Genomic DNA, 12,269 nt, shown 5'->3' with positions numbered 1-12,269 from the left:
GCGATCCTCCAGGGCACCGGCCTGGTGGCCACCGCGCGCACCGGCACCCTGTTCCAGGGCTGCCCGGTCGCCAGCGAGAGGTCACGGCCGCCGCCCCTCGTCCTGTCCCGCGGGCTACGCCTGCGCTTCCCCCGGCGCCTCCGCCGCGTCCGGGTGCAGGCTCATCGGGCCGTAGATCCGGGTGGCGTCCTCGAAGAGGGTCACCTGGTCGGCGCCGCCCTCGGAGAGCGCCTTCCAGTACTCGCCGACCCAGGACTCGGCGTCGCCCTGCGTGGTGAACTCCTCGGGCTGCACCGCGGGCCGGACCTCCGTCCCGTCCGCCTTCTCGAACCGCCACGTCCATGCCGCCATGTCAGCCTCCCGGAGGTTCCTCGGCGGCCTGAGGACCGCCCGAATCCGCCTGAAGCCTAGCCGGGCGCGCGGCGCGGGACCCGACGCGGGAGGATCTTCGTGTGGAACTGACTCTGCTCGGCACCGGCGCCCCCGAAGGTCTGCCCCTCCCCGGCTGCCCCTGCGCGGTCTGCGCGACCTCGCTCGGCGGTGCGGCGCGCGCCGCCACCGCGCTGCTCGTGGACGGCGTCCTGCTGCTCGACCTCACCCCCGGCGCGGCCTTCGCCGCCGCCCGCGCGGGGCACTCGCTGGGCGGGGTCCGCCAGGTCCTGCTCTCCCACCCGCACGACGGGCCCGCCGTCGACGTCCCCGTGGGTCTCCCGCAGCCGGGGCGGGTCGCCGACGGCCGGGAGCTGGCGCTGCTCACCGGCCACCGGGTGCGCGCGGTGGCGATGGACGCGCCCGGCTCGGGCTACGAGGTGACCGGGCCGGACGGGCAGCGGCTGCTGTACCTGCCGCCGGGCGGGGCGCCCGCCGGGTTCGGCGAGAAGGCCGGCGGGCGCACCCCGTACGAGCTGGTCCTCGCCGATGTCGTCGGGCGGCCCGACGGGATCGCGAGGCTGCGCTCGGTGGGCGCGGTCGGGCCGACCACCGATGTGGTCGCCGTGCACATCGGCCATGACGTGCCGCAGGGGCGTGAGCTGACGCGCCGTCTCGCGGCGGCGGGCGCGCGGGCGGTGGCGGACGGGACGACGCTGACCGTCGGCGCCTACGAGGAGGTGCCCGACGTGCCGCGCCGCACCCTCGTGCTCGGCGGCGCCCGCTCGGGCAAGTCGGTGGAGGCCGAGCGGCGGCTGGAGGGCTTCCCCGACGTGCTGTACGTGGCGACGGGCGGGACCAGGAAGGACGACGCCGAGTGGGCGGAGCGGGTGACCCTGCACCGCGAGCGGCGCCCCGCGTCCTGGCGGACCGAGGAGACCTGCGAGCTCGGACCGCTGCTCGCGCAGGACGGGCCGCCGCTGCTCATCGACTGCCTGTCGCTCTGGCTGACCCACGTCATGGACGAGGTCGGCGCGTGGGACGACGCCGAGTGGGCCGGCGGCGGGGAGCGTGAGCTGCGGGGGCGGGTGGCCGCCCTCGCGCGGGCGGTGCGCGGCACCCGGCGCACGGTGGTCGCCGTGTCGAACGAGGTCGGCTCCGGCATCGTGCCCGCGACGGCGTCGGGCCGCCGCTACCGCGATGAGCTGGGGCGTCTGAACGCCGCGTTCGCCGCCGAGTGCGAGCACGTCCTGCTCGTCGTCGCGGGCCTGCCGATGCCGCTGCGCGGCTGATCCGGCACGATCTCACCCCGGGTCGCGGCGGGCGATGACCCGGTAGGCGTTTCCGAAGCCGGTGCGGGTGAGCAGGGGCGCGAGGAGCCGGTCCAGGGCGTGGGCGAGGGCGAGGAGCGGTACGGACGCCCACCATCCGGCCCGCCGCAGCCCGCGCCGGAGCAGGGGCGCGGGTCGGGCGCGCCAGGGGACGTCGCCCTGGGGCAGGCGGCTGTTGACGGCGAGTGCGAGGGCCCCGGCCAGGTCGGCGGGGACGTGGGGGGCGCGGCGGTCGACGGCGACCACCGTGAAGCCGAGCCTCTTCAGCTCCGCGCGCAGGCCCGCGAGCGGCATGAGGTGCAGGTGCCGCGGCTGGGCGCAGCCGGGCCACCATGTGCCGAGGAGTCGCGCGTAGCGGCACTCGGGGTCGGCGGCCTCGATCATCAGGTGGCCGCCGGGCCGCAGGGCGAGCCGGGCGCCCTTCAGCTCCTCGCGCGGGTCGGGGCTGCCCGCGAGGTGGTGGAACATGCTCACGGCGTCGTAGCGCCCCGCCAGGCGGTGCGCGAGCGCCGGGAGGCTGCCCCGGTGGCCCTCCTCGACGCGTCCGCTCCGTACGGCGTCCTCGATCCGGCGCCCCGGGTCGAGCCCGTCGAAGGACGTGTACGGCAGGACGCGCCGGGCCAGGGCGGGGAAGCGGGCGGTGCCGGTGCCGACGTCGAGCCAGCACTCGGGCTCGTCGAAGACGCGCAGGGCCAGGGCCCTGGCGAGGTGGCGCCGGTCGGTGGTGCGGGTGCCGAGCAGCCGGTCGGCGAGCGGGGCGCCGAGTCCTTCGCGGGCGCCGTAGAGATGGGGGTCCCTGCGGTAGAAGTCCCGGCCCTCGGGGGTCAGGCGGGGGTTCTGGAACAGGTGCGAGCAGGCGGCGCACTGGTCGAGCGTGAAGGTGCCCGGCTTGCGCTGGACCAGGTCGGTGGAGCGCAGCAGGACCCGCAGCCGCGGGGAGCCGCACCAGGGGCAGTCGGTGCGGCGCGGCTCGTGGAAGCGGGCGGGGCCCTGGGCGAGCGCGGCGAGGCAGGCGGAGCGCCGGTCGGCGACGGTCGGGGCGACGTCCATGGTCGTGGCTCCTGAGGTGGGCGGCACCGGGCGTAGAGCGGTACGGCAATCCGGCACAAAAGGAACGTAAGGGATGGACGAGGGCCGAGCAATGACGTCACGCGCCCGTGGCGTCACATGTCGTGACCGGGCACCGGCGGCGGCCGGCGGGGCCGTGCGCCCGCGGGGTGCCGGGGCCCCGGGCCTTTCGGGCACCGGCACCGCCCCTGCCGGTACTGTTCGGCGAATGAGCTCGCTGAATCTCGACGACTTCACCGACCTGATCGAGCGCCCCGACGGCGGGGTGCGCCGCGACGCCGAGGAGCGCAGGGAGCGCCAGGCACTGCCGCCCGGCGCACTCGGCCGCCTCGACGAACTGGGCGAGTGGCTGTCGGCGGCCCAGTCCGCGGTGCCCGTCAGGACCGTCGAGCGGCCCCGCGCGGTCCTCTTCGCGGGTGACCACGGGGTCGCGGAACTCGGCGTGTCGGCGCGGCCCGCGGGGAGCGCCGCCGCCCTGGTGCGCGCGGTGCTCGCGGGCGAGAGCCCGGCGGCCGTGCTCGCCCGCCGCCAGGAGGTGCCGGTCCGCGTCGTCGACATGGCGCTGGACTGCGACCCCGCCGAGCTGCCCGAGGAGGTCGCGGGCCACCGGGTGCGGCGCGGTTCGGGGCGCATCGACGTCGAGGACGCGCTGACCGCAGAGGAGGCCGAGCGGGCCGTACGGGCGGGCATGGCCGTGGCCGACGAGGAGGCGGACTCCGGGACGGACCTGGTCGTCCTCGGTGACATCAGCGTGGGCGGCACGACGCCCGCGGCCACGCTGATCGCCGCGCTCTGCGGCACCGACGCGTCCGTGGTGACCGGGCGGGGCGGCGAGGCCATCGACGACCTGGCGTGGATGCGCAAGTGCGCGGCGGTGCGCGACGCGCTGCGGCGGGCGCGCCCCGTCCTCGGCGACCAGCTCGAACTGCTCGCCGCGGTGGGCGGCGCCGACCTGGCCGCGATGACCGGCTTCCTGCTGCAGTGCGCGGTGCGGCGCACGCCGGTGATCCTCGACGGCGTCGTGGCGTCGGCGGCGGCGCTGGTCGCCCAGCGGGTCGCCTTCCGGTCGCCGGACTGGTGGCTCGCGGGGCACGACAGCGGGGAGCCCGCCCAGGCCAAGGCGCTGGACCGGATGGCGCTCGAACCGCTCCTGGCCCACGGCGTCAAGGTCGGCGAGGGCGTCGGCGCCCTGCTCGCGCTGCCCCTGGTGCGGGCCGCGGCGGCCCTGTCGGCGGAGCTTCCCGAGCGGAAGCCGGCCGAGGCCGACCCGGCGGGGGTGGCCCCGGCCGCCGATGAGGACCCGTCGTCCGGATCGGACCCGCGGTAGGCGCCAGGCGCGCCCGAAGCGGCGGCAGGAGGTCCAAGGAGTCCCGCTCTCGCCCCATATGATCCCTTTTCATGGGTTTCATGGGAGATGAGCGGCATGGGAGATGATCAGGCGGCCACCGGGCGACAGCGGCCACGCACCGTCGCCCGGCGCCGGGCCGCCGGTTTCACCGTCTGGTACCTCCGCGCCGTCACGTTCGTCAACTTCCTGAGCGCGGTCTGGGTCTCCCTCGGACAGGACCTGCGGCAGCACAACACGGAGAACTACTTCACGCCGTACCTGCTGACCGCGGGCTTCGCCTCCGGGGCGTTCACGCTGTTCCTGGCGATCACCATGCGGCGCCGCAAACGCGCCGCGTGGATTCTCAACCTCGTCCTCGGCGGCCTCTTCCTGCTGCTCCTCGCCTTCGCGATGCTCTTCCCCGAGATCCGGGCGTACGCGCAGAACTGGATCTCGCTCGCCCTGACCGCCGCCTTCGTGGCCGCGCTGCTCGTCGGGCGCCGCGAGTTCTACGCGAAGGGCGACCGCGCCAACCCCCGGCTGGCCTCGGTCGTCGCGATCGGCGGGCTCCTGGTCGCCTCGCTGCTCGCGACGCTGCTCGTCACCGCCACCAACCGCGCGCACGACGACCACCGCTCGTCCTTCCTCGACCGCTGGCGCTACGGCACCATGCGCCTGGTCTCGCTCGCCGCCGACGACGACGAGCACCTCGCGGGCATCACCACCCCGGGCTGGGCCAACGTCTGCGTCAACATCCTGAGCACCCTGCTGCTCTGCGCCGTCCTGTACGCGGCGTTCCGCTCCCGCAGGGCCGTCGACCCGCTCACCGAGGAGGACGAGGAGCGGCTGCGCGCCCTGCTCGCCCGGCACGGCGAGCGGGACTCCCTCGGCTACTTCGCGCTGCGCCGCGAGAAGAGCGTCGTGTGGTCGCCGACCCGCAAGGCGGCCGTCGCCTACCGCGTCGTCGGCGGCGTCTCGCTGGCCTCCGGCGACCCCGTCGGCGACCCGGAGGCCTGGCCCGGCGCGATCGAGCCGTGGCTCGCCGAGGCCCGCGAGCACGGCTGGCTCCCCGCCGTCATGGGCGCGAGCGAGGAGGCGGGCACCGTCTACGCGCGGCACGGCCTCGACGCCCTCGAACTGGGGGACGAGGCGATCGTCTGCACGGCCGCCCGGAGCGGCACCCCGCAGGAGCACTTCACCCTGGAGGGGCGGGCCATGCGCACCGTCCGGCAGGCGTACAACCGCGTGCGGCGCGCCGGCTACCGGGTCCGCGTCCGCCGGCACGAGGACATCCCGGCCGACGAGATGGCGTACCTCCTGGAACGCGCCGACGACTGGCGTGACGGCGCCACCGAGCGCGGCTTCTCCATGGCGCTCGGGCGGCTCGGCGACCCGGCGGACGGGCGGTGCGTGATGGTCGAGTGCACGGACGCGGACGGCGTGCTGCGGGCGGTGCTCTCCTTCGTGCCCTGGGGGCCGCACGGGCTCTCCCTGGACCTGATGCGCCGTGACAGGGACTCCGGGAACGGCCTGATGGAGTTCATGGTCATCGAACTCCTCCAGCGCGCCCCGGAGATCGGGATCACGCAGGTCTCACTCAACTTCGCGATGTTCAGATCCGTCTTCGAACGTGGTTCCCGGCTCGGCGCGGGGCCGGTCCTGCGCCTGTGGCGGTCGCTGCTCGGCTTCTTCTCGCGGTGGTGGCAGATCGAGTCCCTGTACCGGGCCAACGCCAAGTACCGGCCCATCTGGGAGCCGCGCTTCCTCCTCTTCGAGAAGAGCGGCGACCTTCCGCGCATCGGCATCGCCGCCGCCCGCGCGGAGGGCTTCCTCGAAGCGCCCGGGCTGCCGAGGCTGCTGCACCGAAGACACCTGGAGTCGAGACGATGAGCCTGCTGGGCCGCCGGGCCCGCGACGAGTGGGGACCGCTCGTCTCCACCGTGCGGGACGCGCTCGCCACCCGGCGCCTGCGGGCCGTGCCCATGACCCTCGCCGCGGTCTGCCTCACCGCGCTCCTCCAGTACGCGCAGAACCGGCCCTGGGGCTACCGGTTCGTGCAGGACATCGGCTCGGTGCGCGCCGAGGACCCGCTGTGGCTCGCGCTCCTGCGCACCCCGCTCTCCCTCTTCGTGCCCGCGCTCGACCTGCCCGTGTGGGGCGCGCTCGCGCAGGTCCTCGTCGTCTTCGGGATCGCCGAGATCTGCGTCGGCCGGCGGCGCACCCTCCTCGTCGGGTACGCCGCCACCCTCGCGGGCACGCTCTACGCGCGCGTGGGCATCGCCCTCGGCCCCGGCCACCCGGTCGGGCTCCCCGGCTCCGACGCGCGCGTCGTGGACACCGGGCCCTCGGCCGCCGTCGTCGGCCTCGCGGTGTACGTGTGCTGGCGCTACGGGGCGTACCTCACGGCGGCCCTCGTGACCGCCCTGATGGTCGTCGAGCTGCTCGTCAAGGACAACCTCGCGGGCAAGGAGCACCTGGCGGCGATCGCGGCCGTCCTCGTGCTCTGCGCGCTCTCTCCGCCGCGTCACCGGCGCCGCGGCGGGCGCTCCCGGCCCGGCGAGGGCCCCGCGTCGGGCGAGGGCCCCGCGTCGGGCGAGGGCCCCGCGTCGGGCGAGAAGCCGCCGATCCGGTCCTGAAGCGCGCGGCGCGGGCCCGCCCAGCGGCGGTCGTGCCGGTAGGCCCGCAGCGCCGCACGCGCGCGTGCCCGGTGCCGGTGGCGGTAGAACCGCCGCGCCCACGCCGACCCGGGCCGGGCGAGACGGACCGCGCCGACCAGCGCCACGAGCGGGACGACCGTGCCGATCAGAGCGGTCCGCAGCTTGCCCTTGAGGAGCGCGATCAGCGCGAAGGCGCAGTTCACACCGGTGTTCAGCGCCAGCAGGCCGCGGTTGTGCCGCTCGCCGGGCGCCAGGTCGCCGACGCCGAGCGGTGAGAAACCGGTGAGGACGAGCAGGACCAGGGCGGCCGTGAGCACGACGACCTCCACGCTCTTGCGGCCCTGCTCGCTCCAGTACACGTCGTCGAGGTGGAGGATCAGCGCGAACTCGTCGAGCACGAGCCCGGCGCCCGCACCGAAGATCACGGCGGCGTACGCCGGCCCGGCGCCGTGCCGCCCCGCGCCCACCGCCCAGAACCCGCCGACCAGCATCAGGAAGACCCCGGGCACGACGTGGTGCACGTGCACGGAACCCGTGCTGACGTCCCGGAACGGCCCCTTGCCCGCCCGGATGAGCCGCGTGACGGTCCTGGTGACCAGGAACGCCCCCACGAACGAGACCAGGGCGAGCAGCAGCGGCAGCTTCCCCGGCTCGACGACATTCCGGTACCACCAGTCGCTCACCCGGCCATCCTCCGCCCCCCGCGGGCGGCCCGCAGGCCGGGAGGACCACCGGGGTAGCCTTCGCCGGTGCCCAGAACCTCCCCCGCCGACGGCATACGCTTCGCCTTCGGTACCCTCACCGCGCTCCCCGTCAGGGTCACCCGCTGGGACCGCGAGGCCGCGCGCGACGGCATGCGGTGCGCGCCCCTGGCCGGCCTGGTGGTCGGCCTCTGCGCGGCGGGCGCCGGCGGCGCCCTGGCGCTGCTCGGCTCGGGCCCGCTCCTGGCCGCCGTCGCCACCGCCGCGGCCCCGGCCGCCCTCACCAGGGGCCTCCACCTCGACGGGCTCGCGGACACCGCCGACGGCCTCGGCAGCGCGAAGCCCGCCGACGACGCGCTGCGGATCATGAAGCAGTCCGACATCGGGCCCTTCGGCGTCATCACCCTGCTCTTCGTGCTGCTCGCCCAGGTCGCCGCCCTCTGCCGGCTCTACGACGCGTCGTGGACCCACGGCGCGGTCGCGGCCGTCGTCTCGGCCACCGCGGCCCGCCTCGCCCTGACCCTGGCCGCCCGCGCCGGGGTGCCGCCGGCCCGTCCCGAGGGGCTCGGCGCCGCCGTCGCCGGGGTGGTGCCGCGCGGCGCGGCCCTGCTCGTGGCCGCGGCCGTCCTCTGCGGGGCGGCGGCGCTCGGGACGCTGCTCGGCCCGTACGGCGTCGTGCGGGCGGCGGTGGCCGTCGGCATCGCCGCCGTGGCCGCCGAACTGCTCCTGCGGCACTGCGTACGACGCTTCGGCGGCGTCACCGGGGACGTCTTCGGCGGCCTCGCGGAGACGGCCGCCACGACCGCCCTCGTGGTGCTCGCGCTCGGCTGACGGCCGGACCCGCGGGGCCCGGGGCGCGCCCGACAGCGTGCCGAACACACACAGTGAGGCGCACCGCAGCGTTCACGGGCGTAGGCTCGCGACGGGCTCACCACCCCACAGCCCGACGAAACTCACCGAAAGAGGACCTCACCACCGTGACTGCTCTGACTCTCAGCACCGCCGCCGCGTCCGGCCTGCGTGCCGACGCGATCGTCGTCGGTGTCGCCAAGGGCTCAGGTTCCAAGGGGGCCCTGTCCGTCGCGACCGGCGCCGAGTCCGTGGACAAGGCGTACGACGGCAAGCTCGCGTCCGTCCTGGAGACCCTCGGCGCCACGGGCGGCGAGGGCGAGGTGACGAAGCTGCCCGCGCCCTCCGGCTTCAAGGCGCCGGTCGTCGTCGCGGTCGGCCTCGGCGAGGTCCCCGAGAAGGACGAGACGTACGGCACCGACGCCCTGCGCCGCGCCGCCGGTGCCGCCGCGCGCGCCCTGACCGGCTCGAAGAAGGCCGCGTTCGCCCTGCCCGTCGAGGACGCCGAGGACATCGGCGCCCTGGCCGAGGGCGCGCTGCTCGGCGCCTACTCCTTCACCGCGTACAAGGACGCGGGCGACGCCAAGGGCAGGAAGAACGGCAAGGAGGCCAAGGCGCCGCTCGCCGAGATCGCCCTGCTCGGCGGCAAGCCGCGCGACAAGGCCTACAAGGCCGAGCTGCAGCGCGCCGTGGCGGTCGCCGAGGAGCTCAACCGCGCCCGTGACCTCGTGAACACCCCGCCGAACGACCTCGATCCCGAGGCCTTCGCCGCCGTCGCCACCGCGGCCGCCAAGGAGCACGGCATCAAGGTCCAGGTGCTCGACGAGAAGGCGCTCACCAAGGGCGGCTACGGCGGCATCCTCGGCGTCGGCGCGGGCTCGGAGGCCCCGCCGCGCCTGGTGAAGCTCTCCTACACGCACTCCAAGGCCGAGAAGCACCTCGCCTTCGTCGGCAAGGGCATCACGTACGACTCGGGCGGCATCTCGCTGAAGCCCGCCGGTCACAACGAGACCATGAAGTGCGACATGGCCGGTGCCGCGGCCGTCTTCGCCGCCGTGGTCGCCGCCGCGCGCCTCGGCCTCCAGGTGAACGTCACCGGCTGGCTGGCGCTCGCCGAGAACATGCCGTCCGGCTCCGCGACCCGCCCCGGCGACGTCCTGCGGATGTACAGCGGCAAGACCGTCGAGGTCCTGAACACCGACGCCGAGGGCCGGCTCGTCCTCGCCGACGCCATCGCGAAGGCGTCCGAGGAGCAGCCCGACGCGATCGTCGACGTGGCGACCCTGACCGGCGCCATGATGGTGGCGCTCGGCAACCGCACCTTCGGCATCATGGCCAACGACGACGCGTTCCGCGCGTCGCTGCACGAGATCGCCGAGGAGGTCGGCGAGCCGTCGTGGCCGATGCCGCTCCCCGCCGACCTGCGCAAGGGCATGGACTCCCCGACCGCCGACATCGCCAACATCGGCGACCGGATGGGCGGCGGCCTGGTCGCGGGCCTCTTCCTCCAGGAGTTCGTGGGCGAGGGCATCATCTGGGCCCACCTGGACGTGGCGGGCCCCGCCTTCCACGAGGGCGCGCCGTACGGCTACACCCCCAAGGGCGGCACCGGCAGCGCGGTCCGCACCCTGGTCCGCCTCGCCGAGCGCACCGCCGCGGGCGACCTGGGCTGACCCTGACGCACCCGGAGCGGGCCCCGGACGTGCCGACGTCCGGGGCCCGTTTCCGTCACGCGCGCGATTTCGCCCTCGATGAAATCCGCGTGGTCGTCCGTGTGGAGGGGGCCGTCGGAGGGGCAGTGGGGTGTCTCACAGCCCGGCCCGGCGTCCCGTCTCGCGCCGACAAGTGCGAAGATGGGTTCTCGGCAGGACAGGGCCCCCACCACAGGGCCGAAACAAGAGCGGCCGAATACCAGCCGACCGACCGGTCGTCCCCCGCGAAAAGGGGTCCGGCGTACGGCGCACATGCATGGAGGACGTGACGTGGCGAACGACGCCAGCACCGTTTTCGACCTAGTGATCCTCGGCGGCGGTAGCGGCGGTTACGCCGCGGCGCTGCGCGGAGCGCAGCTGGGCCTGGACGTCGCCCTGATCGAGAAGAACAAGCTCGGCGGCACCTGCCTGCACAACGGCTGCATCCCCACGAAGGCTCTGCTGCACGCCGGCGAGATCGCCGACCAGGCGCGCGAGGCCGACCAGTTCGGCGTGAAGGCCACCTTCGAGGGCATCGACATGGCGGCCGTCCACAAGTACAAGGACGACGTGATCTCGGGCCTGTACAAGGGCCTGCAGGGGCTCGTCGCCTCCCGCAAGGTGACGTACATCGAGGGCGAGGGCAAGCTCTCGTCGCCGACCTCCGTGGACGTGAACGGGCAGCGCGTCCAGGGCCGCCACGTCCTGCTCGCGACCGGCTCCGTGCCGAAGTCGCTGCCGGGCCTGGAGATCGACGGCAACCGCATCATCTCCTCGGACCACGGCCTGACCCTGGACCGCGTGCCGAAGTCGGCGATCATCCTGGGCGGCGGCGTCATCGGCGTCGAGTTCGCCTCGGCGTGGAAGTCCTTCGGGGCCGACGTCACGGTCATCGAGGGCCTCAAGCACCTCGTGCCCGTGGAGGACGAGAACAGCTCCAAGCTTCTTGAGCGCGCGTTCCGCAAGCGCGGCATCAAGTTCAACCTCGGCACGTTCTTCGAGAAGGCCGAGTACACGCAGGACGGCGTCCGCGTGACCCTCGCCGACGGCAAGACCTTCGAGGCCGAGGTCCTCCTGGTCGCCATCGGCCGCGGCCCGGTCTCCCAGGGCCTCGGGTACGAGGAGCAGGGCGTCGCCATGGACCGCGGCTACGTCCTGGTCGACGAGTACATGCAGACCAACGTCCCGACCATCTCGGCCGTGGGTGACCTGGTCCCGACCCTCCAGCTCGCGCACGTCGGCTTCGCCGAGGGCATGCTGGTGGCGGAGCGTCTGGCCGGTCTCAAGCCCGTCCCGGTCGACTACGACGGCGTGCCCCGGGTGACGTACTGCCACCCCGAGGTCGCCTCCGTGGGCATCACCGAGGCCAAGGCCAAGGAGATCTACGGCGCCGACAAGGTCGTCGCCCTCAAGTACAACCTCGCGGGCAACGGCAAGAGCAAGATCCTCAAGACCGCGGGCGAGATCAAGCTCGTCCAGGTCAAGGACGGTGCCGTGGTGGGCGTCCACATGGTGGGCGACCGCATGGGCGAGCAGGTCGGCGAGGCGCAGCTGATCTACAACTGGGAAGCGCTGCCGGCCGAGGTCGCCCAGCTCATCCACGCCCACCCCACGCAGAACGAGGCGCTCGGCGAGGCCCACCTGGCCCTGGCGGGCAAGCCGCTGCACTCCCACGACTGACCTACGGTCAGCGGGCGCGACGAGACGACGACCAGACTTCCTTCCCCGGGCTCGCAGCTACGGTTCGAGCCGGGGGAGGCCCCCAATCTTTTGTAAGGAGCACCTGAAACCATGGCGGTTTCCGTATCCCTTCCGGCGCTCGGCGAGAGCGTCACCGAGGGCACTGTCACCCGTTGGCTGAAGGCCGAAGGCGAGCGCGTCGAGGCCGACGAGCCGCTGCTCGAGGTCTCGACCGACAAGGTCGACACCGAGATCCCCTCCCCCGCCGCGGGCATCCTGGCCTCCATCAAGGTCGCCGAGGACGAGACCGTCGAGGTCGGCGCCGAGCTGGCCGTCATCGACGACGGTTCCGGCGACGCGGGCGGCTCGGCCGCCCCGGCCCAGGCCGAGGCCCCGGCCGCCCCCGCGCAGGAGGAGGCCCCGGCCGCTCCCGCGCAGGAGGAGGCCCCGCAGCAGGAGGCGCCCGCGCCGTCCGGCGGCGCCGCCGAGGGCACCGAGGTGACCCTGCCGGCGCTCGGTGAGTCCGTCACCGAGGGCACCGTCACCCGCTGGCTGAAGGAGGTCGGCGAGGAGGTCGCGGCCGACGAGCCCCTCCT

11 protein-coding genes are annotated in these 12,269 nt (G+C 74.6%); 8 read left to right on the top strand and 3 right to left on the bottom strand.

The annotated features are described in order from the left end of the window. Window positions 1-114 precede the first annotated feature (114 nt). Window positions 115-351 carry a hypothetical protein gene (locus tag AB0I16_RS35275; protein ID WP_363253770.1) on the bottom strand — a complete coding sequence of 79 codons (237 nt, stop codon included), beginning with the start codon at window positions 349-351 and terminating at the stop codon, window positions 115-117. A gap of 101 nt (window positions 352-452) precedes the next feature. On the opposite strand from AB0I16_RS35275, the gene AB0I16_RS35270 reads away from it, so the two are divergent. Next, window positions 453-1,661 carry a bifunctional adenosylcobinamide kinase/adenosylcobinamide-phosphate guanylyltransferase gene (locus AB0I16_RS35270; protein ID WP_363253769.1) on the top strand — a complete coding sequence of 403 codons (1,209 nt, stop codon included), beginning with the start codon at window positions 453-455 and terminating at the stop codon, window positions 1,659-1,661. A 12-nt stretch (window positions 1,662-1,673) separates the two neighbouring features. Here the strand turns inward: AB0I16_RS35270 and AB0I16_RS35265 are convergent, their stop codons facing one another. Continuing rightward, complete coding sequence (locus AB0I16_RS35265) at window positions 1,674-2,750, bottom strand: class I SAM-dependent methyltransferase (protein ID WP_363253768.1); 1,077 nt, start codon at window positions 2,748-2,750, stop codon at window positions 1,674-1,676. Window positions 2,751-2,976: 226 nt separating this feature from the next. Here AB0I16_RS35265 and cobT point away from each other — a divergent pair, with 226 nt between their 5' ends. The 3 genes from cobT (at window position 2,977) to AB0I16_RS35250 (ending at window position 6,731) form a co-directional block, all read left to right on the top strand. Next, a complete protein-coding gene (gene cobT / locus AB0I16_RS35260) occupies window positions 2,977-4,095 on the top strand; it encodes a nicotinate-nucleotide--dimethylbenzimidazole phosphoribosyltransferase (RefSeq protein WP_363253767.1) in 1,119 nt (372 codons plus the stop codon). Window positions 4,096-4,191: 96 nt separating this feature from the next. Continuing rightward, window positions 4,192-5,985, top strand: a complete 1,794-nt coding sequence (locus tag AB0I16_RS35255; protein WP_363253766.1) for a phosphatidylglycerol lysyltransferase domain-containing protein — start codon at window positions 4,192-4,194, stop codon at window positions 5,983-5,985. Beyond that, window positions 5,982-6,731: a hypothetical protein gene (locus tag AB0I16_RS35250; RefSeq protein WP_363253765.1), complete on the top strand. Its 750-nt coding sequence runs from the start codon at window positions 5,982-5,984 to the stop codon at window positions 6,729-6,731. The genes AB0I16_RS35255 and AB0I16_RS35250 overlap by 4 nt, the downstream gene beginning before the upstream one ends. Here AB0I16_RS35250 and AB0I16_RS35245 read toward each other — a convergent pair. Next, entirely contained in the window at window positions 6,620-7,435 is an 816-nt protein-coding gene (locus AB0I16_RS35245) for a hypothetical protein (RefSeq protein WP_363253764.1), read from the bottom strand. The genes AB0I16_RS35250 and AB0I16_RS35245 overlap by 112 nt on opposite strands. Before the next feature lie 66 nt (window positions 7,436-7,501). On the opposite strand from AB0I16_RS35245, the gene AB0I16_RS35240 reads away from it, so the two are divergent. From AB0I16_RS35240 to AB0I16_RS35225, 4 genes are all read left to right on the top strand, one after another. Continuing rightward, window positions 7,502-8,284, top strand: a complete 783-nt coding sequence (locus AB0I16_RS35240) for an adenosylcobinamide-GDP ribazoletransferase (RefSeq protein ID WP_363253763.1) — start codon at window positions 7,502-7,504, stop codon at window positions 8,282-8,284. Between the two features lie 146 nt (window positions 8,285-8,430). Beyond that, a complete protein-coding gene (locus AB0I16_RS35235; protein WP_363253762.1) occupies window positions 8,431-9,975 on the top strand; it encodes a leucyl aminopeptidase in 1,545 nt (514 codons plus the stop codon). Between the two features lie 309 nt (window positions 9,976-10,284). Further along, window positions 10,285-11,673: a dihydrolipoyl dehydrogenase gene (lpdA, locus tag AB0I16_RS35230; protein WP_055528395.1), complete on the top strand. Its 1,389-nt coding sequence runs from the start codon at window positions 10,285-10,287 to the stop codon at window positions 11,671-11,673. Between the two features lie 111 nt (window positions 11,674-11,784). Beyond that, window positions 11,785-12,269, top strand: a 485-nt coding sequence (locus AB0I16_RS35225; RefSeq protein WP_363253761.1) for a biotin/lipoyl-containing protein, incomplete at its 3' end; no start/stop codon positions are given.

Origin of the sequence: Streptomyces sp. NPDC050703 (genome assembly GCF_040654435.1) — a bacterium.
Classification (GTDB): Bacteria; Actinomycetota; Actinomycetes; order Streptomycetales; family Streptomycetaceae; genus Streptomyces.
This window is presented reverse-complemented; position numbering and strand designations above follow the sequence as displayed.

Excerpts from the sequence above, each read along its gene's own strand:
- AB0I16_RS35275 (WP_363253770.1), bottom strand. The coding sequence starts at position 351 with ATGGCGGCATGGACGTGGCGGTTCGAGAAGGCGGACGGGACGGAGGTC.
- AB0I16_RS35265 (WP_363253768.1), bottom strand. The coding sequence starts at position 2,750 with ATGGACGTCGCCCCGACCGTCGCCGACCGGCGCTCCGCCTGCCTCGCC.
- cobT (WP_363253767.1), top strand. The coding sequence starts at position 2,977 with ATGAGCTCGCTGAATCTCGACGACTTCACCGACCTGATCGAGCGCCCC.
- AB0I16_RS35255 (WP_363253766.1), top strand. The coding sequence starts at position 4,192 with ATGGGAGATGATCAGGCGGCCACCGGGCGACAGCGGCCACGCACCGTC.
- AB0I16_RS35250 (WP_363253765.1), top strand. The coding sequence starts at position 5,982 with ATGAGCCTGCTGGGCCGCCGGGCCCGCGACGAGTGGGGACCGCTCGTC.